Origin of the sequence: Duganella sp. Root1480D1 (assembly GCF_001427305.1) — a bacterium.
Classification (GTDB): domain Bacteria; phylum Pseudomonadota; class Gammaproteobacteria; order Burkholderiales; family Burkholderiaceae_D; genus Rugamonas.
The window spans coordinates 364,957-385,830 of record NZ_LMFZ01000023.1 but is presented as its reverse complement, the minus strand read 5'-3'; the positions used below and the strand labels follow the sequence as shown (position 1 = coordinate 385,830).

Genomic DNA, 20,874 nt, shown 5'->3' with positions numbered 1-20,874 from the left:
GCTCCTACCAGTTGCGAAAGCGTTTGGGTGGGTCATACAGGCCGCCCGACGCTCGCACGAGGTCTTTCATGTTCTTTGCCGCCAGCAGGTCGCGCGTGGCTTGGCGCTTGTCGATGCCCAGGTCTTCGGCGCGCGTGATGATGCCGCGGTCGCGCAGGTTTTCCACCATGCGCTTGTCGCGCTGCAGGCCGACCGGGGTATAGCCCGCCACGCCGCGGATGGCCTGTTCGCGCTCCTCGGCGCTACGGCACAGCAACAGGTTGGCAATGCCTTCCTCGGTCAGGATGTGGGATACGTCGTCACCATAGATCATCACCGGCGGAATCGCCATCTTAGCCTGTTCGCCCAGTTCCCAGGCGTCCAGCCGTTCGACAAAGGCGGGCTGCATGTGTTCGCGGAAGGTCTCCACCATCTGCACCACCAATTTCTGGCCGCGCGGGATCGAGCCGCTGCCCTGGCGCGCCTGTTCGCCGGCCTTGAGCCATGCCGGGCTGGCGTGGCGCCGGCCGCGGGCATCGGCGCCCATGTTCGGTGCGCCGCCAAAGCCGGAGATGCGGCCCAGCGTGGCGGTGGAGGAGTTGCCGGCCAGGTCGATCTGCAGGGTGGAACCGATGAACATGTCGCAGGCGTAATGGCCCGCGGCCTGGCAGTAGGCGCGGTTGCTGCGCATCGAGCCATCCGGTCCGACCGCGAAAACGTCGGGCCTGGCGCGAATATAGTTCTCCATGCCCAGTTCGGACCCGAAGGAATGGATCGATTCCACGAAACCCGCCTCAATCGCGGGAATCAGGGCCGGGTGCGGATTCAACGCCCAGTTGGTGGCGATCTTGCCGCGCAGACCGAGCGAGGCGCCGTAAGTCGGCAGCAGCAGTTCGATGGCCGCGGTGTCGAAGCCGATGCCGTGATTCAGGCGCTGTACCTGGTATTCGGCATAGATGCCCTTGATCGCCATCATCGCCATCAGCACCTGGATTTCCGAAATCTGCGCCGGGTCGCGCGTGAACAGCGGTTCGATGTAGTAGGGCGTTGGCGACTGCACCACGAAATCGACCCAGTCGCCCGGCACGTCGATGCGGGGCAGTTCGTCCACGATGCGGTTGACCTGCACGATCACGATGCCGTTCTTGAAAGCCGTAGCCTCGACGATGGGTGGCGTGTCTTCCGTATTCGGGCCGGTGTACAGGTTGCCGTGGCGGTCGGCCGCTTCCGCCGCGACCAGGGCCACGCGCGGCGGCAGGTCGATGAAGTAACGGCTGAACAGCTCGAGGTAGGTGTGGATGGCGCCGATATTCAGCTTGCCTGCTGCCGCCAGCCTGGCGACACGGGCTGCCTGCGGGCCGGAGAAGGAGAAGTCCAGCTTCGACGCCACGCCGCGCTCGAATACGTCCAGGTGCTCGGGCAGGGCCAGTACCGATTGCAGCATGTGCAGGTCGTGTACACGCTGCGGATCGAGCCCCGCCAGGGCCTGCGCCAGGAAGTCGGCCTGCTTCTGGTTATTGCCTTCGATGCAAACGCGGTCGCCGTTTTCCAGCACAGCATGCAGCAGGTCGGCGATGCGGGCAGCAGGTAATGCCTTGCCTGCCAGCTCGCTACCAAGCACGCTGCTGGCGCGCGTCAGGCGTTCGTTGCGGTTGCGCTGAAGGCTGTCCCATACGCGGGTTGGGGCATTCATTTACTTGGCTCCCATGATCATGTCGGGCAGGCCGGTGGCAATGCCGGGGAAGATGCACAGCAGGATCACGGCCGCCACCATCAGCAGCAGGAAAGGCATCACGCCCCAGATCACGTCGCGCAGCGGAATATCCGGCGCGATGTTCTTGATGACGAAGATGTTCAAGCCCACCGGCGGGTGGATCAGGCCCATCTCCATCACCACCGTCATGACGATGCCGAACCACACCAGGTCAAAGCCGGCTTCGCGCAGCGGGGGCAGGATGATCGGGGCCGTCATCAGGATGATGGAGACCGGCGGCAGGAAGAAGCCCAGTACCACGACCAGCACCAGGATGGTTGCCAGCAGCACCCACTTCGACAGGTGCATGCCGACCACCCAGCTCGCAGCAGCCTGGCTGATATGCAGGTAGCTCATGACATAAGAGTACAGCAGCGACATGCCGATGATCAGCAGCAGCATGGTCGATTCCTTGATGGTGGACGACAGGATCGGCGACATGTCCTTCGGCCGCCAGGCGCCGTACACCACTGCGATCAGCACCAGCGCGAGCAGGGCGCCCAGGCCGGCCGTTTCGGACGGCGTAGCGAAGCCGCCATACAGCGCGACCATCACGCCGATCAGCAGCACGATGAAGGGCAGCACGCGCGGCAGCATTTCCACTTTTTCGCGCAGCGTGAAATGCTCGTCCTCCAGGTAGGCCGACTTGACGCCGCCCTTCTGGTAGGCCACCAGCGCCAGTTGGTATTCGGCGCGGGCGCGGTAGACGGCATAGCCGGCAAACAGCAGCACCAGCAGCACGCCCGGACCAATACCGGCCAGGAACAGGCGGCCCAGCGACTGCTCCGCCGCCACAGCGTACAGGATCATGGTGATCGAAGGCGGCAGCAGGATGCCGAGCGTGCCGCCGGCAGCGATGATGCCTGCCGCGAAGCCAGGCGAGTAGCCGCGCTTGCGCATTTCAGGAATGCCTGCGGAGCCGATCGCCGAGCAGGTGGCCGGCGAAGAACCGGCCATGGCGGCAAACAGCGCGCAGGCAAACACGTTGGCGATGCCCAGGCCTCCCGGCACCTTGTGCAGCCAGGTGTGGATGGCCGAGTACAGGTCTTTGCCGGCCGGCGATTTGCCGATGGCCGCACCTTTCAGGATGAACAGCGGAATCGAAAGCAGGGTGATGGAAGCCATTTCCTCGTACACGTTCTGGGTGACCGTGTCGAGCGAACTGGCGGGCATGAAGAAATACATGAAGGTGGTCGCCACGATGCCCAGCGCATAAGCGATCGGCATGCCGGAGAACATGACTACCAGGGTGACGATGCCGTACAAGGCGCCTAAAGTCAGCTCGCTCATTTTGCGGCTCCTTTGTCAGTGATGCGGGCCAGCACTTGCAGCAGGATCTGCAGGGTCAGCAAGGTCATGCCGGCCGCCATCATGGAGTAGGGAATCCACAGCGGCGGTGCGAAAGTCGAAGTGGTGGTCTGGCCGTCCGCCCAGGCTTCGTGCCACAGCGTCCACGACTTCCAGGAGAAGAATGCACAGAACACGAAGGACAGCAGGTCGACGATGAACATGCGCACGGCATTGGCTTTGGGCGGCAGGATCGCAGCCAGCGCCTCGATGCCGATATGGCCGCGGAAGCTTTGCACATAGGCGCAGCAGAAGAAGGTGACGCCGACCAGCATGAAGATCGACGCTTCGTCCTGCCAGTCGGTCGGCGCGTGGAAGAAATAACGCGACACCACGGAGTAGGTCAGGATCAGGGCGGTGGTCACCATCGCCACCATGGACAGGACCAGCAGGCCCTGGTTCACTTTCGCCAGCAGCATGCCCGCCATCGACAGGCCGGGAGCCTGCGGCAGCGCCGCCTCCTTGGGCGGATTGAGTTCGAATCCGTGGCTCACAGCGTTTTCTCCGCGAGGGCCAGCAGCTTGGCGCAGCTTTCGTTGCGCTCGCCGTAATCCTTCCACGCGGTGGTGCGGGCGATGGCTTGCCACTTCTTGACAGAGGCTGCGTTCAGGTCGACCACCTTGGCGCCGGCCTTCTGGTACACGGCGGCGACTTGCGAGTCGTCGGCCTGGGCCGCCGTCCTGGCGAAAGCTTCCAGCTCGGCGCCAACGGCCATGATGGCTGCCTGCTGGTCCTTCGGCAGCCGCTCGTAGGCGGCGCGCGACATCATCAATGGCTCGAACATGAACCAGTAAGCAGTACCGCGCCCGGTGGTCAGCGCTTTCGATACTTCTTCCAGGCGGAAGGAAATCAGGGAGGTGGAGGAGGTCAGTGCCGCATCCATGGCGCCGGTCTGCATGGCCGCGTAGATCTCGTTGGACGGCAGCGACACCACGGCGGCGCCGGCAGCTTTCAGGATCAGGTCCATTTCACGCGAGCCGCCGCGGATCTTCATGCCCTTGGCATCTTCCGGATCGACCACCGGTTTGACGCGCGAAGCGACGCCGCCGGCCTGCCAGATCCAGCTCACCAGCACCACGCCTTTTTCCCACAACAGCTGCGTCAGCGCCTTGCCGATTTCCTGGTTCTTCCAGCCGTAGCCTTGTTCATAGGAGGTGACCAGGCCGGGCATCAGGCCGATATTCACTTCGGGCACTTCGCCGCCCGCGTAAGACAGCGGCACCAGCGACAAGTCGAGCGCGCCCTTGCGCATGGCGGAGAACTGGGCGTTGGTCTTCATCAGCGAAGAGCCGGGATAGATCGAAAACTTCAGGGCTCCCTTGGTGCGTTTTTCTACTTCCGCAGCAAACATGCGCGTCAGCCGGTCGCGGAAGTCGCCTTCGGCCAATGTGCCGCCGGGGAACTGGTGTGAGATCTTCAGGGAGCCGCTCTGGGCCCAGGAGGTTTGCAGCCACAGCGGGCTGGTGGCGAGTGCGGCAAGAACGGACCTGCGGGTCATCTGGGACATGTCATCCTCCAAGGGTTAAGTATGCAGCTTTGTTTTTTATGTATACAAGAATATCTTCACCAAATACATTGTCAAGTGAAATGTGCGACTTATAATGGAGTCTTATATACACACCTAATTTGTGGTTCCATGACGAAACATTCTTCCACCCTGCGGGAAACCATCGAGGAAATGATTGCGATGGGGGAGCTGCAGCCGGGCCAGCACCTCGATGAAACCGAGCTGGCGAGCCGTTTTGGCGTGTCCCGCACGCCGATCCGGGAAACGCTGATCCAGCTGGAATCGATGGGGCTTGTGGTGATCCGGCCACGGCGCGGCGCCATCGTGGCCGAACTGGGGCCGCAACAGTTGGTCGAAATGTTCGAAGTGATGTCGGAACTGGAAGCGACCTGCGGCCGCCTGGCCGCTCGCCGCATGACGCCGGAAGAGCAGCAGGTGCTGCTGGCTGCCCATGAAGCCTGCAAGGCCGCCGTCGAAGCACAGGAGCCGGACGAGTATTACTACCGCAATGAGGCCTTCCACGAAGCGATTTACGCGGGTGCCCACAACAGCTTCCTGTTCGAGCAGACGCGCGGGCTGTATCGCCGGCTGCGGCCTTACCGCCGCTTGCAGCTTCGCGTGCGCAACCGTATCGGCCATTCCTATTCCGAGCATGAGGGCGTGGTGCAGGCCATCCTGGCCGGCGATGGCGACCAGGCGGCCGAACTGCTGCGCGGGCATGTGATGATCCAGGGGCAGCGCTTCTCCGACCTGATGGCATCGCTGCCGCAACTGACCAAATCCGCTGCCTGATAAATTAGCAAGAATAAGTAAGGTTTTTTGTTTACTTATTGTCGGGGCCTGCGTATATTGGAGGGCATGAACAATGTCCTCCTCATCGCGGCGACCTGCCTGCTTGGCCTGCTGTCCACCACGGGTGCCTCGCTGCCATATCCTATCCTTCCGCCCTTGTTTGCGGCGGAAGCGCATAACTCCCTCAATAACTTTCTAGGCTTGCCGCCCAAGCTGTTGTTCGGCATTGCGTTGACGGTAAATCCGATCGGCCTGGTGATCGGCTCGGCGCTGCTTGGTCCTCTCTCGGACCGCTATGGGCGCCGCCCGATCCTGCTGGCGACTGCGCTCGGCGCCGCCGCAGGCCACGCACTGACCGCATTCGCGCTGGTGATGCAATCCTACCCCTTGTTCATCCTGGCCCGCTTCGGCACCGGCCTGCTGGAAGGAAATGGCGCGGTCGCGCGTGCGCTGGTGGCCGAAAAGCTGGAAGGGCCGCAGCGCCTGCGCGCGCTGTCGCTGGTGAATGGCTCCCTGCACCTGGGTTGGCTGGTGGGCCCGGTGCTGGCCGGCTTCACGCTGGGCTTCGGCATTACGGTGCCGTTCTGGGTTGCGGTGGCGGCGCTGGTGCTGGCTGCGGCATTGGTGGCAATCACGGTGCCGCGCGCCGCCAGGACGCCTGCCGATGGCGCTTCGTGGTGGCAGGTGGCGCGTTCGCACCATGCGATGAACCTGTTGCGCTTTCCTGAGTTGCGCACGCTGTTCATCGTGCAGTTGGCGCTGACCTGCGGGATCACCGGTTTCTACGAATACTATCCATTGTGGCTGGTGGAGCAGGGCGGCTACGATGCGCGTGGTATCGCCACCATCAATATGGCGATGTGCGCAAGCATGACGCTGGCCGCCTTGATCGCAGGCCGGCCAAGCAGCATGGAACCGCTGCATCGCGCGAGCTGGCTGGCGTTCGGCCTTGCGGCTTCGGTGGCGGGCGTTGCGCTTGGCAACCTGTGGGTCGGCATGGTGGCGATCTGCCTGTTCGGGCTGCCCAATGCTTTCTATAACGCGACGGTGCAGTCGTGGGCGGCGGACCGTTTTGCCGCACATGGCCAGGGCTCGGTCATGGGGCTGCTGTCGATGACGTTCTGCCTGGCGAACATCGTCATGGCGGCGATTGGATCGGTGCTGACCTTGGTTGATACGCGCCTGATCCTGTTGCTTGGCGCCGTGCTGGCGGTGTGGGCGGGCTGGCGGCTGCGCGGCTGGCGCGGCGAGTTGGCGGCGGTACCCGTGCAGCGCGCGGCGGCAAGTACTGGAGGAGCTGGCGCATGAATACTGCCGACCAGATCCTGTTCCTGTTGAAGACGCGCGGCCCGCGCACTGCGCAGCAACTGGCCGAGCTGCTCGACCTGACCTCGATGGGTGCACGCCGCCACCTGGAAGCGGCAGAGGAGCGTGGCTTCGTCACCTTCGAAGACGTGGCGGAAAAAGTCGGGCGCCCTGCGCGCCGCTGGCTGCTGACTGACGCCGGCCATGCGCGCTTCCCCGACCGCCACGCCGACCTGACGCTGCAACTGATCACGCAAGTGCGCGCGCTGTTCGGCGAGGAAGGCATGGATAAGCTGATCGCCGCCCGCGAGCAGACCAGCGAGGCCTTCTATCGTCAGGCGATCGGCGATGGTGCCGCGCTGCCGGAGCGGGTGCAAGCGCTGGCCCTGGCGCGCGACGTGGAAGGCTATATGGCCGAAGTCGAGCAGCAGGGCGACGGCAGCCTGCTCCTGGTCGAAAATCATTGTCCGATCTGCGCCGCGGCGCGCGAATGCCAGAATTTCTGCCGTTCCGAGCTCGACGTCTTCCAGCGGGTGCTGGGCCCCGGGTGCGCAGTGCAGCGCGAAGAACATATCCTGGCCGGCGCGCGCCGTTGCGCCTACCGGATCAAGCCTGTGTGACAGCATTCCCGCCACTGGTGTAGAGTAGGGGAAACCCCAATGGAGGCACCAATGGACGACGAAATCAGGCGGAAATTTGTCACCGAAGTGTGGAAGCGCTACGTCGAAGTGCAGAACTGGGCCATTGCCAACTGGCCCGACCGCGAACATCCCCTCAGTACTTCCGATTTTGTCGAAGGCAGGAAGGAAATCCTGGGCCTCGGCTTGCCCTCCAACCTGAAGCTGGGCCATGAGCCGCCGCAGGCAGCTCCCGAGCCAGCGCAAGGCGGCCCGCAATATCAGGAAGTGACGCCAGCCCCCTGGCCCTGATGCTGGCCATGCGTGGCACCGCGATAGGTGGCGTAACTCACCACCAGGCAGGCCACCAGGCCAAGCGCCAGGTGCAGCGCGCTGTCGAACAGCAGCGGCGCCACCAGGCCGGACACCAGGGCAAACAGCATCATCTGCAGGAAGGACTGCATTGATGCGGCCAGGCCGCTATGCTGGGGGAACAGGTTCATGCCGGCCAGGGTCAACGGCGGCATCGCCAGGGCCAGCGAGAACGAGAACAGGAACAGCGGCAGCACGGCCCAGGGCACCGTGGCAGCGAAGAACCAGTTGTAGCCCACGTTGAGCGCTGCGGCGATTGCCATCAGGCCGTAGCTCAGGCGGATCAGTCGGGCCGGCGCCATGCGGTGCGCCAGCCTGCCGCTCATGGTGGCGCCCAGCACGTGGCCGCTGATCAGGGGGATGAACAGCCAGGCAAAGGCGGTTTCCGGCAGCTTCAGGATGTGCATGATGAAGTAGGCGGCGGAGCCGATATACAGGGCAAAGCCACCAAACGCTGCGCCGAGCGATACCGACAGCAGCAGGAACTGACGATGCTTCAGCACCATCCAGTAGTTGCGGGCGATCGCCCCCAGGTGCAGCGGGTGCCGCTTCTCCTGCGGCAGGCTTTCAGGCAGCCAGCGCCAGACGGCAACCCACATCAATACGCCGAAGGCAGCCAGGAACCAGAAGATGGAGCGCCAGCCGAAGGACACCTGCATCCAGCCGCCCAACACCGGCGCAATGGCTGGCGCCAGGCCGAATACCATCATGATGTTGCCGAGGATTTTCTGGGCTTCCATGCCCTGGAAACGGTCCTGCACGATGGCGCGGCCGATCACGGAGCCGGCGCCGGACGCCAGGCCTTGCAGGATGCGCGCGCCAAGCAGGAAACCGAAGGAGCCGGCCAGGGCGCCACCCAGCGAAGCGAGGACATACAGCACCAGGGACCACAGGATGACCGGGCGGCGGCCGAAGCTGTCCGACAGCGTGCCATAGAACAGCATCATGAAGGCAAAGGTGAACAGGAACAGGCTCAGGGTCTGCTGGATCGCCATCGGGCTGGCGTTGAAAGTCTCCGCAATCGCAGGGAAAGACGGCAAATAGGTGTCGATTGCCAGCGGACCGACCATGGTCAGGCCGGCAAGCAGCAGGGTAAGCAGGATGTTCTTCATGTGGTGCCCGAGAGTGAGCGCGCTATTTTAAGGGAAACCCGGACTATCTGCTTATGACTGAAAAGCATAAGCTTGTGCAAACAGTTTCTTTCGCTTTTCAATGTAATCTCGATATTCTTGTGCCTTATGGCTATCGACTCTTACGGCGCCGCGAGCGGCGCAGCACGCTGGGACCTCGACGAGGTGGTTAACCAGCTACGCGTATCGCGCGAAGCGACCCACAATATCCGCCACCAGCGCCGGGTGCGCGAGCTGCCTTCGCGTGCCGAGCTGGTGCAGATCCTGGAGGGTTTGTCAGCGGCCTTGTTCCCGACCCATTACGGGCGGCCGAACCTGACCGACGAGAGCATCGACTACTTCGTTGGCGATACCCTCAACACGACGCTGGACCGCCTGCATGAACAGGTGCGGCGCGGCTTGCAGTTCGGCGCCGGCGTGGCGGAGACCGAGGAAGCGCAGCTCGCCACGGCGCAGGGCATTACGCGGGCTTTTGCTGCCTCGCTGCCGCGGATCCGTGCGCTGGTCGTGTCAGACGTACAGGCCGCGTATGCCGGCGACCCGGCGGCGACCTCGATCGCGGAAATCCTCCTGTGCTATCCGGGCATGGTCGCCATCCTGCATTATCGCCTGGCGCATAGCCTGCATAAACTGGGCGCACCGTTCATCGCCCGCATCGTCAGCGATATCGCCCATTCCCGCACCGGCATCGATATCCACCCGGCGGCGCACATCGGCGCCAGCTTCTTCATCGATCACGGTACCGGCGTCGTCATCGGCGAGACCACCATCATTGGCGAGCGTGTGCGGCTGTACCAGCATGTGACGCTGGGCGCCAAGCGCTTCCCCGCGGACGAATCGGGACAGCTGATCAAGGGCACGCCGCGCCATCCGATCGTGGAAGACGACGTGGTGATCTACGCCGGCGCCACAGTGCTGGGACGCATCACCATCGGCGCCGGCTCTACCGTCGGCGGCAACGTCTGGCTGACGCAGAGCGTGCCGCCGAACAGCAATGTCTCCCAGGCGCAAATGCGCAGCGACTAACCGGCCTGCTCGGCCAGGTGCAGCAAGTCCAGTACCCGGTGCTTCAACGGCAGCAGGCTGGCCTCGCTGCGGCTGCGCGGCCGAGCCGCCGGAACCGTGAATTCCCCGCGCAGCGGACCACCACCGGAAGCCAGGACCAGGATGCGGTCGCTCAGGTAGAGCGCTTCGTCGATGTCGTGCGTGACCTGCAGGATGGTCAATTGGTGGTGGCCTGCGACCCGCAGCAGCAGGTCTTGCAGCTTCATCCGCGTAAAGGCGTCGACCGCCGAAAACGGCTCATCGAGCAGCAGCACGCGCGGGCGGCGCATCAAGCCGCGTGCGATGGCTGCACGCTGGGCCTGGCCGCCGGATAGCTGCTTGGGTAGGCGCTGGCCCAGCCCTTGCAGGCCGGTTTCTGCCAGCAGCAACTCCACTTCGCAGCCGCAGTCGTCCGAGGAAGGCAGGCCAAAACGCAGGTTCTCAGCCACTGTCAGCCAGGGAAACAGGCGCGGTTCCTGGAATACCAGGCTGACCGCCGGGTGCACGCCGTGCAAGGCGGCTCCGTCCAGGTGCAGACTGCCGCGCCAATCGCGGTCCAGTCCCGCGAGAATGGAAAGCAGGGTGCTTTTGCCGCTGCCGCTGGCGCCCAGCAGGCTGACGACTTCCCCTTGCTTCAATTGAAGGTGCAATGGCCCCAGTACCTTCTGGTCGCCATAGGATTTGCTGTCGATGCGGATATCAAGCATGGTCGGTGCTTTCAAAGCTGTCGCGCCAGGCCAGCAGGCGTTGTTCGAGGCGGAGCACCAGGCTGTCGCTGGCTTTTCCCAGTACGGCTAGCAGCAGGATCGCTGCCAGCACGATGTCGGCACGGCTGGTTTCGCGGCCATCGCTGAGCAGGTAGCCAAGGCCCTTGCTGGCGGCAATCAGTTCTGCCGCCACCATGAACATCCAGGCCAGGCCCAGGCCGTTGCGCAGGCCGGTCAGGATGGCCGGTAGCGCGGCCGGCAGCAATACTTGCCTGGCCTGCTGCGACGGCGAGAGCCGGTACAGGCGTGCCACTTCCACCAGCTTGCGGTCAACGCCGCGGATGCCGGCACCAACACCCATGTAGACGGGGAAGAAGGCGCCGATGGCGATCAGCGCAAGTTTCGGCGCTTCGTCGATGCCGAGCCAGAGCAGCAGAAGCGGTACCCAGGCCAGCGAAGGAATGGCGCGCAACGCTTGCAACGTTGGGTCGAAAATGGCGTGGGTTGGCCGGTGCAACGCAGTGGCAGCGCCGAGCAGGATCGCTGCCAGGGCGCCGGCCGCAAAGCCGGCGGCGACCCTGAGTGCACTGGCCGCAATATGACCGGCCAGTCCGCGCTGCGCCAGCTCCGCAATCGTCGCCAGGATGGCGCTTGGCGGCGGCAGCAGGTTTGGCGCCAGGACGCCCGCGCGAACTGCCAGTTCGGCGCAGGCCAGCAAGGCGGCCGGCAGCAGCAGGCCAAGCAGCCAGCCTGGCAAATGGCGGCGGCGTGCCGGCGCGCTCGGGACCGCGCCGGCCGCACGGGCCGTGTGCGCCCCTCCCTGGCCGGGATAAATTGCTGCCTGTTCGCTCATGCGCGGGCAATCAGCGCTTGGGCGAAGCGGGTGTCCACCAGCTCAGCGATCAGGCGCGGCAAGTCGCTGCCCGGCTTGACCAGTGCTTCGTCGAGCAGGATCGGCGCCGCTGCCTGCAGGGCTTTCACGTGCTCGCTGGACGGCTGCGGATTGGAGAAGTCGGTGCGCAGCTTGAGCTGCAGCAGCGCTATCGGCAGCGACACCTTGGCTTCCTCCGACAGGATGCGCGCCGCTTCGCTCGGGTTGGCGCGGATCCAGGCACGCGCCTTTTCATAGCCCTGGATGACCCGGCTGACAGCACCCGGCTGGCTGGCCAAAAAATCTTCCCGTACATTGAGGAAACCGTAAGTATTGAAAGCGACGTTGCGGTAAATGAGGCGGGACCCTCCTTCCAGTTCGCTGGCCGCCATGTGCGGATCCAGCCCCGCCCAGGCATCCACCTTGCCTTGTTCCAGCGCGGCGCGGCCATCGGCATGCGGCAGCGAGATGTGCTCGATATCGCTGCGCTGCAGCTTGGCCGAATGCAAGGCGCGCAGCAGGAAGAGGTAGGGATCGGTGCCCTTGGTGGCGGCGACCTTCCTGCCTTTCAGGTCGGCCAGGGAGCGGATCGGGGAATCCTTGCGTACCACCAGCGCAGTCCATTCGGGGCGCGAGAAGATATAGGGTGTGCGGATTGGGTTACCGTTTGCCTTCGCCAACAACGCCGCCAATCCGGCACTCGAGCCGATGTCGATGCTGTTGGCGTTCAGGTATTCGAGAGCGCGATTGCTGCCGGCGCTCAGTACCCATTTGACTTGGGTGCCGTCGGTGGCAAAGTCCTGTTCCAGCCAGCCGAAGCGCCGCAGCACCAGGCTGGCTGGCGAATAATAGGCGTAATCGAGCCGCAGCTCCTTGAGTGGTGCGGCTGCGTGCGCGAGGCGCGGCAGGGTGGCCAGGGCGGCGCTGGCGCCGGCAGCTTGCAGCAGGGTTCTGCGTTTCATAAGGCTTCCTCGGAAAAATGGGAGGGAATGACTACCTGTGTAGCGGGATGGCTGGCCGCCAGGCGCGGGCCGCGGCCGGCCAGCTTGTGGCGCAAGGTGCCCGGGGTGTAGGACGTGGGGTAGCGGCCGCGCCGCTGCAGTTCGGGCACGATATAGTCGACGACGTCGCGCATCGATTCGTGGGCAACCGCAAACGCAAGGTTGAAGCCATTGATGCCGGTGCTGTCGAGCCAGTCTTCCAACTGATCGGCCACTTCGCTGGCTGCACCGGTCAGCACCGGACCGCGCCCGCCTAGGCCGATGAAGCGGGCGGCGTCGCGCACCGTCCATTGGCGGCCGGGATCGGCGGTGGTGAACGAGGCAAGCGCCGAGCGGCCGGCATCGGATTCGATGTAGTCGATGGTGGCATCCAGCGGCAGGCGGCTGAAATCGACGCCGGTCCAGCCGGACAGCAAGGCCAGGGCGGCTTCGACGTCAACGTGCTCCAGGTATTCCGCATGGCGCTCGCGCGCCTGCTCGCTGCTTTCCCCGGTAATGATCAGCGCCTGGCCATAGACCAGCAGGGCGCCCGGATCGCGCCCGGCATCGGCTGTCGCGGCGCGCAGCTTGTCGACATAGCCTTTGACGACGCCTTTGCCCGGGCCGCTGACGAAGGCTGCCTCCGCATGGCGGCCGGCAAACGCATTGCCGCGAGGCGAACTGCCGGCCTGGTACAGGAAGGGCGTGCGCTGCGGCGACGGTTCGCTCAAGTGGATGCCAGGGACGCTGTAATAACGGCCCTCGTGGCCGATGGGGTGAACGCGGGCCGGATCGGTATAGATTCCGCTGGCCTTGTCGCGCAGGACGGCACCGTCCTCCCAGCTCTTTTCCCACAGTTTGTAGACTACCTCCAGGTATTCGTCGGCCAGGTCGTAGCGCTCATCGTGCGCCAGTTGACGCTGCTGGCCGAGGTTGCGGGCCGCGCTATCGAGATAGCCGGTGACGATATTCCAGCCGATGCGCCCCTGGGTCAGGTGATCCAGCGTCGACAGGCGGCGTGCAAAAGTGTAGGGATGCTCATAGGTGAGGGCGGCTGTCACGCCAAAGCCAAGGTGCTCGGTGACGCCTGCCATCAGCGGCACCAGGGCCAGCGGGTCGTTGAGTGGTACCTGGACGCCGCGCGCCAGCGCCGTGGCGTGACTTTGCTTGTAGACGTCGTACACACCCAGCACGTCGGCCAGGAATACGGCGTCGAACAGACCGCGCTCGAGCAACTGCGCCAACTCGATCCAATGCTGGGGATCGGTGTAGCGGTGGCTGCTGTCGCGCGGATGCCGCCACAGCCCGGGCGACTGATGCCCGGCGGTGTTCATCTGGAATGCGTTGAAGCGAATCTGCCTGGCCATTGTGCTACTGCGCCTTTTCCAGGGCGAGCTGGTAGTCGGTCTTGGCGTAATCGCGGAAATGCTTGTTGGTGACCGCCAGGAATTCCTTCGATTTGTAGGCGGCCTCGATGTCGCGCGCAAACTGCTTGTCCTTGTCGGCGGTACGAACGGCAACCAGGTTCACATAGTTGGGCGAGATCTTTTCCGTCATCAGGGCTTCATTCAGTTTGAGGCCGGACGCCAGCGCGTAATTGCCGTTGACGAAGGAGTAGTCGGCATCCTGCAGCGAACGCGGAAGCTGGGCCGCTTCCAGCGGCAACAGCCTGACCTTCTTCAGGTTCTGCGCCACGTCGCGTTCGGAGGCGCGCAGCGGGTCGGCGCCGGCTTTCAGCTTGATCCATCCAAGCTGGTCCAGCAGCACCAGGGCGCGCGCCTGGTTGGTCGGGTCGTTCGGCAGCGCCACGGTAGTGCCGTCGCGGACCTCGGACAAGGCTTTGTGCTTCTTGCTGTAGATGGCAATCGGCGCGGTCGGGATGGTGACCAGCGGCGACAAGGCCAGCTTATGCTCGGCTGCGAACTTGTTCAGGTAGATGATGTGCTGGAATACATTGGCGTCCAGCGAACCTTCGGCCAGCGCGATGTTCGGCTGCACATAATCGTTGAACTCCACCAGCTTGACCTGGTAGCCCTGCTTTTCGAGGATGGGTTTGATGCCCAGCTTGATCTGGTCGGCATAAGGGCCGGCGCTGGTGCCGATCACCAGTTGTTTCGGATCCTTGGCGGCAGCGGAGCCGGCAGCGAGGGCCAGGGTGGCCAGTGCGGCCAGCAGTACGGAACGTCGTAGAACAGTCATTGTCACTCCTTGTTATCGTTTGTCGAGGCGGCGCGCGATGCGATTGCCGGCGAACTGGATTGCCTGCACCAGCAGGACCAGCAGGGCAACAGTGGCGAACATCACGTCGGTCTCGAAGCGGTAATAGCCATAACGGATGGCAAGGTCGCCGATGCCGCCTCCGCCCACTACCCCAGCCACTGCGGAATAGGACAGGAAGCTGATTGCCAGTACCGTCAGTGCCAGCACCAGGCCGGAACGCGATTCCACCAGCAGCACCCGCAGCACGATCTGCAGTTCGCTGGCACCCATGGCATGGGCTGCTTCGATCACGCCGCGCGGTACTTCGCGCAGGTTCTGTTCGACCAGGCGGGCGAAGTAAGGGATTGCCGCCACCGACAAGGGAACGGCCGCCGCCAGCGGGCCGATCGAGGTGCCGGCAATCGCTCGCGTGAACGGCACCAGCGATACCAGCAGGATGATGAAAGGGAAGGAGCGCACCGTATTCACCAGCCAGCCAAGCAGTGCGGACAGGGGACGGTTTTGCAGCGACTGGCCATCGCCGACCAGGAACAGCATGATGCCAAGCGGGCCGCCCAACAGCACGGCGATGGACAAACCGATGCCAAGCATGGTGCCGGTTTGCGCCAGCGCTTGCACCAGCTCGGGCAGCAGCGAGAGGTATTTTTCAAACATGGGCAGCTTCCTTTCGCAAGGCGACGCCGGCTGCCAGCGAGGCCTGCGCCGACAGCGCTGCCAGCTCGCGGCCGAGGGCGGTCTGGCGCGGAGCCGGCCAGTCGGCGACGTGGAACTGTTCGGCGACCGTGCCGTCCTCGATCACCGCCACGCGCTGGCAGATCGAGGCCAGCACGTCCAGTTCGTGGCTCACGATCACGATGGTCACAGCCAGCCGCTGGTTGACGTCCTGCAGTGTCGCCAGCAGGGCGCGCGTCGTTTCGGCATCAAGCGCCGAGGTGGGCTCGTCGCAAAGCAGGACGGCCGGTCTGCTGGCCAGCGCGCGCGCAATTGCCACACGCTGCTGCTGCCCGCCGGACAGGCGCGAAGGATAGCTGCCCGCCTTGTCCTCCAGTCCCACCAGAGCCAGGCAGTCTGCCACCCGGCGTGCCACGTCTTGCCGGCCATGGCCGCCATGGATGTGCAAGGGAAACGCGACATTCTCGGCGACCGTTGCGTTGCGCAGCAGGTTGAATTGCTGGAAGATCATGCCGATGTTCTGTCGTGCGGCGCGCAGCGCGCCCTTGCCGAGGGCGGTCAGGTCGTCCCCCTCCACCAGCACACGGCCCCTGTCGGGACGCTCCAGCAGGTTGATCATGCGCAGCAAAGTCGACTTGCCGGCACCGCTCTTGCCGGCCAGGCCGAAGATCTCGCGGCGCCCGATCGTCAGGCTGACGTCGCGCACCGCGTGCAGTCGCTCACCTGGGCCTTGCGCAAAGCTGCGCGCGACACGGTCCAATTGAATAAGTGGTTCGATGGTCATGGATCAGGAATAGGCTGTCGGCTCAGGCAAGGTGCGGTGCAGGGCATAGCGTCCGAGGTCGCGGTACTTGTAGTCGATCGGGTCGTGCAGCGTATGCACGCGCACGTTGCGCCAGAAACGGTCCAGTCCCAGCTTGCTGGAAGTGGCGCGGGCGCCGGTCAGTTCGAACAACTGGTTCGATACTTCGATGCCCGCGCGATGCGACAGCACCTTGGCCTCGGCAACGGAAATGGCCAGTTCGCCGCGCTCACGTTCGGTCACCAGCGCGCCTTTGCCCAGTACCGCGTCCAGTTCCAGCGCGGCGTGGCCCGCCAGTACGGCTGCGGGCCGCAGCAAGGTCCACAACTCGCCATAGCGGTGCTGCACGAAAGGATCTTCGGTTGCCGCGGCCACATTGGATGCGAACCAGGGACGCGATTGTTCGCTAGTGAAGCTGCGCGCCGCTTCAAAGGCGCCTTCAGCGATGCCGAGGTAAAGGTTGGCCATGATCAGTTGTGCGACCTGCGAGCGCAGGGTGGCGCGCGGGGATGGCTTTTGGCCGGGCGGCTGCAACACCAGGCCGGCCGGCAGTGCGACACCGCGGAATTCCACGCTGCCGCTATCGGTCTGCTTCTGGCCAAAAGCATCCCAATCAGGACGGATCGAAACACCTTCGCTGGTGCTTGGCAGTACGCCGATCAGCGCGCTTTGCGTTGGCGCGTGCCATGCCGACACGGTGAGCCAGTCGGAACCGACCGAGCCGGAACTGAAGCTCTTCACGCCGGACAGCACGAAGCCATCGCCCTGTTCGGTGGCGACGGTGCGCTGGTCGAGCGGGTTCAGGGCATTGCCCCAGAACAGACCCTGTTCAACCGTGGCCGTGAGCAGTTCGCGTTGCTGGCGCGCGCTGCCGTACAACTGGATGCCGGCGAGCTGCAGGTGGTGGAAGCCGAACAGGTGGGCCAGCGCGCTGTCGGCGCGCGCCAAAATGCGGACCACCTGGTTCACCGTGATCCAGCTGGCGCCTTCGCCGCCGAATTCGCGCGGCACGGAGAGAGTGAGCAAGCCGGACTCGCGCAGCTGGCGGCGTTCGCGTGCTGCGTGGCCGCCCTGGCGGTCGCGTTCTACGGCGCTGGCAGAAAAACTGCTTGCCAACTCCTCGGCGATCGCCAGCGGGTCGAGTGGCTGTGGCTTGAGTAATGCATTGGTCATGGAAGGTCTTTCGGGTTGCGATGTTTTCAGTATTGCCGCCGACGCGAGCAAGCGTCCACGAAGAAAACTGAATATCTATTTGCGAAACAATTCGTTTGCCCGGCGAACCGTGCGCCTTACGCTAGGCCCATGACTATCTTGCTTATCAGCGGCAGTCCCGCACAACCATCCAGTTCCAATCGTCTGCTGCAGCACATCGGCGAACGCCTGGCAGTGCTGGGACACAGGTATAGCCGCATCCATGTGCGCGACCTGCCGCCGCGCGCCTTGCTGCATGGGCTGGCGGAAGACCCGTCCGTGCAGCGCGCCTTACAGGCCGTGCGCGATGCCGACGCAGTGGTGATTGCCACGCCGGTCTACAAGGCTTCCTTCGCAGGCATACTGAAAGCCTTCCTGGACCTGCTGCCGCAGGACGGGCTGGCAGGCAAGGTGGTGCTGCCCATCGCGACGGGCGGCAGCCAGTCCCATTTGCTGGCCCTCGATTACGCGCTGCGGCCGGTGCTGCAGGCACTGGAGGCGCGCCACGTTCTGGCCAGCATTTTCGCCACGCCGCAGCAACTGCAATGGACCGAAGAACGCGGCCTGCTGCTTGCTCTGCCGATTGCGGCGCGGGTCGATGCAGGCGTTGCCGCGCTTTCGCAAGCGCTGCTGCCGCGCCACGGCGAATTCAACGATCTTCAATCCGCATAAGGAAACCCATGAACCAATACCAGCTAGCACGGGCGACGCGCCGCCGCACCCTTGGACTTTTTGCGATCGGCATTTTCCTGGCCGGCGTAGCGGCCGGCCTGCTGCCTTCCGCCGCGCTGGCACAAGAGAAGCAGGTGCTGCGCATCGGCTACCAGAAATACGGCACGCTGACCTTGCTCAAGGGCCGTGGCACGCTGGAGATGCGCCTGGCCGAGAAGGGTGTCGACGTGAAGTGGACGGAATTCCCGGCCGGCCCGGTGCTGCTGGAAGGCCTGAACGTGGGCAGCATCGACTTCGGCACGGTAGGTGAAGCGCCGCCGATCTTTGCACAGGCAGCGGGAGCCGACCTGGTGTACGTAGGAAACGAGCCGCCATCTCCGGCCAGCGAGGCGATCGTGGTGCCCAAGCAGTCCGCGTTGCGCAGCGTGGCGGACTTGAAGGGCAAGAAGATCGCCCTGAACAAAGGTTCCAATGTCCATTACCTGCTGCTGAAGGCGCTCGAGAAGGCCGGCCTGCAATACAAGGACGTGCAAACCGTGTTCCTGCCGCCAGCCGATGCGCGTGCCGCCTTTGAGCGCGGCAGCGTGGATGCGTGGGTGATCTGGGACCCCTTCCTGGCTGCAGCCGAGAAGCAGCTGGGGGCGCGGGTCATCGCCGACGGCAAAGGCCTGGTAGCCAACCACCAGTTCTACCTCGCTTCGCGCAGCTATGCGCAAAAGAACCGCGAGATTGTCGGCATCGTCATCGACGAACTGGCCAAGGTCGATGCATGGGGCGCCGGCAAGCCGAAGGAGGTGGCGGCCATCTTGTCGGCGCAGACCGGGCTGGAGCCGCCGGTAGTCGAACTGGCGGCCACCCGCTATGCCTACGGCGTGCTGCCGGTGACAGCGCAGGTCATCCAGGAACAGCAGAAAGTGGCCGATGCTTTCGCCACGCTCAAGCTGATTCCGAAACCAATCATCGTCAGGGAAGCCCTGCTCAAGCCTTGAAGGACACCAAATGACTTCCGATATCTTCTGGTTCATTCCAACCCATGGCGACAGCCGTTACCTTGGCACCACCCAGGGTGCGCGCGCGGTCGATGCCGATTACCTGCGCCAGGTCGCTGTTGCAGCCGATACGCTGGGCTACGATGGCGTACTGCTGCCAACCGGCCGTTCCTGCGAGGACGCCTGGGTGGTCGCTTCGTCGCTGATTCCGGTGACCAGGCAGCTCAAATTCCTGGTTGCCGTGCGGCCGGGCCTGTCCACACCCGGCCTGGCGGTGCGCATGGCGTCGACCTTCGACCGGCTGTCCAACGGACGCCTGCTGGTGAACGTGGTAACCGGCGGCGACCAGCAGGAGCTGGAGGCCGACGGCGTGTTTGCCAGCCACGCCCAGCGCTATGAAATTTCCGACGAATTCCTGCGCGTCTGGCGCGCCGCGCTGGCAGGCGAGGGCGGCGAGGCGGGCTACGACTTTGAAGGCAAGCACATTACCGTCAAAGGCGCGCGTACCCTGTACCCACCGGCGCAGAAGCCGTATCCGCCGCTGTATTTCGGCGGCTCCTCCGAAGCGGCGCACGAGCTGGCCGCGCAGCAGGTCGACGTCTACCTGACCTGGGGCGAGCCCCCGGCCGCCGTGGCGGAAAAGATCGCCGACGTGCGGGCGCGGGCCGCACGCCATGGCCGCAAGATCCGTTTCGGCATCCGCCTGCATGTGATCGTGCGAGAAACCAGCGAGGAAGCCTGGGCTGCCGCCGACAAGTTGATCAGCCACCTGAGCGACGACGTCATCGCCAATGCACAGGCGGCATTCAGCAAGATGGATTCCGTCGGCCAGCGCCGCATGGCTGCCTTGCACGGCGGCCGCCGCGACAGGCTGGAAGTGTCGCCCAACCTGTGGGCCGGCGTTGGGCTGGTGCGCGGCGGTGCGGGAACGGCACTGGTAGGCGATCCGGAAACCGTGGTGGCGCGCATCCGCGAATACGAGGCGCTCGGCATCGAGAGCTTCATCTTCTCCGGCTACCCGCACCTGGAAGAATCCTACCGCTTCGCCGAACTGGTGTTTCCGTTGCTGGGCAAAGGCAAGGCTGCGGGCGAACAGTCGCTGACTGGCCCCTTCGGCGAAGTCATGGCATCGAACATCGTGCCGAAGAAGGCGGCCTGAGATGGCTTGGCGCAAAGCGCTGGTGCCCTGGGCATTGCCGCTTGCCTTGCTGCTGGCCTGGGAGCTGGCGGCGCGCATCGGCTGGCTCTCCAGCCGCATCCTGCCCGAACCGCTGGCGGTGGCACAAGCCTTCTGGTCGCTGGCCGTCTCGGGTGAGCTGTGGCAGCACTTGAAAACCAGCCTGTGGCGCGCCGCCAGCGGCTTTGCCATCGGCGCCAGCGCCGGCCTGGTGCTTGGCCTGCTGACCGGCACCTGGCGCCAGGCGGAAACCCTGCTCGATACAACGCTGCAAATGGTGCGCAACATCCCGGCATTGGCCCTGATACCGTTGGTGATCCTGTGGTTCGGCATCGACGAAACGGCCAAGCTGTTCTTGCTCGCGGTAGGGGTGTTCTTCCCGGTCTACCTGAACACCTTCCATGGCATCCGTTCGACCGATGCCGGGCTGGTCGAAATGGCGCGCAGCTACGGTTTGCGCGGCTGGCCGCTGTACCGCGAAGTGATCCTGCCGGCGGCCTTGCCCTCGATTCTGGTCGGCGTGCGCTTCTCGCTAGGGCTGGTATGGGTGCTGCTGATCGTCGCAGAAACCATTTCTGCGCAGGCCGGCATCGGCTACATGACGATGAATGCACGCGAGTTCCTGCAGACTGACGTGGTGCTGGTCGGCATCCTGCTGTACGCGGTGCTGGGCAAGCTGGCCGACATGCTGGCACGTGGCCTTGAAAAACATTACCTGCGCTGGAATCCAGCCTACCGATAAGGAGT

The 20,874-nt window shown here is 64.3% G+C and carries 22 protein-coding genes; 9 read left to right on the top strand and 13 right to left on the bottom strand.

Annotated elements, in window-relative coordinates; genetic code table 11:
- Positions 1-4: 4 nt before the first annotated feature.
- Genes mdcA through dctP form a run of 4 tightly spaced genes read right to left on the bottom strand, consistent with a single transcriptional unit; the run spans position 5 to position 4,586 of the window.
- Positions 5-1,672, bottom strand: a complete 1,668-nt coding sequence (gene mdcA, locus ASD58_RS19820) for a malonate decarboxylase subunit alpha (protein WP_057262927.1) — start codon at positions 1,670-1,672, stop codon at positions 5-7.
- Positions 1,673-3,022 carry a TRAP transporter large permease gene (locus ASD58_RS19815; RefSeq protein WP_057262926.1) on the bottom strand — a complete coding sequence of 450 codons (1,350 nt, stop codon included), beginning with the start codon at positions 3,020-3,022 and terminating at the stop codon, positions 1,673-1,675. It abuts the gene before it with no gap.
- Positions 3,019-3,573: a TRAP transporter small permease gene (locus ASD58_RS19810; protein WP_057262925.1), complete on the bottom strand. Its 555-nt coding sequence runs from the start codon at positions 3,571-3,573 to the stop codon at positions 3,019-3,021. Before ASD58_RS19810 ends, ASD58_RS19815 begins: the two co-directional genes overlap by 4 nt.
- Positions 3,570-4,586 carry a TRAP transporter substrate-binding protein DctP gene (gene dctP / locus ASD58_RS19805; RefSeq protein ID WP_057262924.1) on the bottom strand — a complete coding sequence of 339 codons (1,017 nt, stop codon included), beginning with the start codon at positions 4,584-4,586 and terminating at the stop codon, positions 3,570-3,572. The genes ASD58_RS19810 and dctP overlap by 4 nt, the downstream gene beginning before the upstream one ends.
- Positions 4,587-4,715: 129 nt before the next feature.
- On the opposite strand from dctP, the gene ASD58_RS19800 reads away from it, so the two are divergent.
- The 4 genes from ASD58_RS19800 to ASD58_RS19785 all read left to right on the top strand — a co-directional run bounded on the left by ASD58_RS19800 (position 4,716) and on the right by ASD58_RS19785 (position 7,612).
- Positions 4,716-5,378 carry a GntR family transcriptional regulator gene (locus ASD58_RS19800; RefSeq protein WP_057262923.1) on the top strand — a complete coding sequence of 221 codons (663 nt, stop codon included), beginning with the start codon at positions 4,716-4,718 and terminating at the stop codon, positions 5,376-5,378.
- A gap of 66 nt (positions 5,379-5,444) precedes the next feature.
- Positions 5,445-6,686 (top strand): MFS transporter, encoded by a 1,242-nt coding sequence (locus ASD58_RS19795; RefSeq protein WP_057262922.1) that lies wholly within the window; start codon positions 5,445-5,447, stop codon positions 6,684-6,686.
- Complete coding sequence (locus tag ASD58_RS19790; protein ID WP_057262921.1) at positions 6,683-7,303, top strand: metalloregulator ArsR/SmtB family transcription factor; 621 nt, start codon at positions 6,683-6,685, stop codon at positions 7,301-7,303. The genes ASD58_RS19795 and ASD58_RS19790 overlap by 4 nt, the downstream gene beginning before the upstream one ends.
- Positions 7,304-7,354: 51 nt before the next feature.
- Positions 7,355-7,612, top strand: coding sequence for a hypothetical protein (locus ASD58_RS19785; protein ID WP_057262920.1), 258 nt, complete (start codon positions 7,355-7,357; stop codon positions 7,610-7,612).
- Here ASD58_RS19785 and ASD58_RS19780 read toward each other — a convergent pair.
- On the bottom strand, positions 7,582-8,784 hold the full coding sequence (locus ASD58_RS19780) for a multidrug effflux MFS transporter (RefSeq protein ID WP_057262919.1): 1,203 nt from the start codon (positions 8,782-8,784) through the stop codon (positions 7,582-7,584). The two genes, ASD58_RS19785 and ASD58_RS19780, sit on opposite strands and share 31 nt — an antisense overlap.
- Positions 8,785-8,910: 126 nt before the next feature.
- On the opposite strand from ASD58_RS19780, the gene epsC reads away from it, so the two are divergent.
- Positions 8,911-9,828 carry a serine O-acetyltransferase EpsC gene (gene epsC / locus ASD58_RS19775; protein ID WP_057262918.1) on the top strand — a complete coding sequence of 306 codons (918 nt, stop codon included), beginning with the start codon at positions 8,911-8,913 and terminating at the stop codon, positions 9,826-9,828.
- On the opposite strand, the gene ASD58_RS19770 is transcribed toward epsC, so the two are convergent.
- The 8 genes from ASD58_RS19770 to ASD58_RS19735 are packed head-to-tail and all read right to left on the bottom strand — an operon-like array spanning position 9,825 to position 17,271.
- A complete protein-coding gene (locus ASD58_RS19770) occupies positions 9,825-10,553 on the bottom strand; it encodes an ABC transporter ATP-binding protein (RefSeq protein ID WP_057262917.1) in 729 nt (242 codons plus the stop codon). The genes epsC and ASD58_RS19770 overlap by 4 nt on opposite strands.
- On the bottom strand, positions 10,546-11,406 hold the full coding sequence (locus tag ASD58_RS19765) for an ABC transporter permease (RefSeq protein WP_057262916.1): 861 nt from the start codon (positions 11,404-11,406) through the stop codon (positions 10,546-10,548). The genes ASD58_RS19770 and ASD58_RS19765 overlap by 8 nt, the downstream gene beginning before the upstream one ends.
- On the bottom strand, positions 11,403-12,386 hold the full coding sequence (locus ASD58_RS19760) for an aliphatic sulfonate ABC transporter substrate-binding protein (RefSeq protein ID WP_057262915.1): 984 nt from the start codon (positions 12,384-12,386) through the stop codon (positions 11,403-11,405). The genes ASD58_RS19765 and ASD58_RS19760 overlap by 4 nt, the downstream gene beginning before the upstream one ends.
- Positions 12,383-13,771 (bottom strand): LLM class flavin-dependent oxidoreductase, encoded by a 1,389-nt coding sequence (locus tag ASD58_RS19755; RefSeq protein WP_057262914.1) that lies wholly within the window; start codon positions 13,769-13,771, stop codon positions 12,383-12,385. Before ASD58_RS19755 ends, ASD58_RS19760 begins: the two co-directional genes overlap by 4 nt.
- Before the next feature lie 4 nt (positions 13,772-13,775).
- The gene (locus ASD58_RS19750; protein WP_057262913.1) at positions 13,776-14,603 is read right to left on the bottom strand and encodes a MetQ/NlpA family ABC transporter substrate-binding protein; all 828 of its coding nucleotides are present in this window, start codon (positions 14,601-14,603) and stop codon (positions 13,776-13,778) included.
- A 12-nt stretch (positions 14,604-14,615) separates the two neighbouring features.
- A complete protein-coding gene (locus tag ASD58_RS19745) occupies positions 14,616-15,278 on the bottom strand; it encodes a methionine ABC transporter permease (protein WP_057262912.1) in 663 nt (220 codons plus the stop codon).
- Positions 15,271-16,080, bottom strand: coding sequence for a methionine ABC transporter ATP-binding protein (locus tag ASD58_RS19740; RefSeq protein ID WP_057262911.1), 810 nt, complete (start codon positions 16,078-16,080; stop codon positions 15,271-15,273). Before ASD58_RS19740 ends, ASD58_RS19745 begins: the two co-directional genes overlap by 8 nt.
- Before the next feature lie 3 nt (positions 16,081-16,083).
- The gene (locus ASD58_RS19735) at positions 16,084-17,271 is read right to left on the bottom strand and encodes an acyl-CoA dehydrogenase family protein (protein ID WP_057262910.1); all 1,188 of its coding nucleotides are present in this window, start codon (positions 17,269-17,271) and stop codon (positions 16,084-16,086) included.
- Between the two features lie 129 nt (positions 17,272-17,400).
- Between ASD58_RS19735 and ssuE the strand changes: the two genes are divergently transcribed.
- The 4 genes from ssuE to ssuC are packed head-to-tail and all read left to right on the top strand — an operon-like array spanning position 17,401 to position 20,869.
- The gene (gene ssuE / locus ASD58_RS19730) at positions 17,401-17,961 is read left to right on the top strand and encodes an NADPH-dependent FMN reductase (protein WP_082565540.1); all 561 of its coding nucleotides are present in this window, start codon (positions 17,401-17,403) and stop codon (positions 17,959-17,961) included.
- 8 nt (positions 17,962-17,969) lie between these two features.
- On the top strand, positions 17,970-18,950 hold the full coding sequence (locus tag ASD58_RS19725) for a sulfonate ABC transporter substrate-binding protein (protein ID WP_057262909.1): 981 nt from the start codon (positions 17,970-17,972) through the stop codon (positions 18,948-18,950).
- Between the two features lie 10 nt (positions 18,951-18,960).
- Entirely contained in the window at positions 18,961-20,109 is a 1,149-nt protein-coding gene (ssuD, locus tag ASD58_RS19720; RefSeq protein WP_057262908.1) for an FMNH2-dependent alkanesulfonate monooxygenase, read from the top strand.
- A 1-nt stretch (position 20,110) separates the two neighbouring features.
- Complete coding sequence (gene ssuC / locus ASD58_RS19715; RefSeq protein WP_057262907.1) at positions 20,111-20,869, top strand: aliphatic sulfonate ABC transporter permease SsuC; 759 nt, start codon at positions 20,111-20,113, stop codon at positions 20,867-20,869.
- The last annotated feature ends 5 nt before the right edge of the window (positions 20,870-20,874 follow it).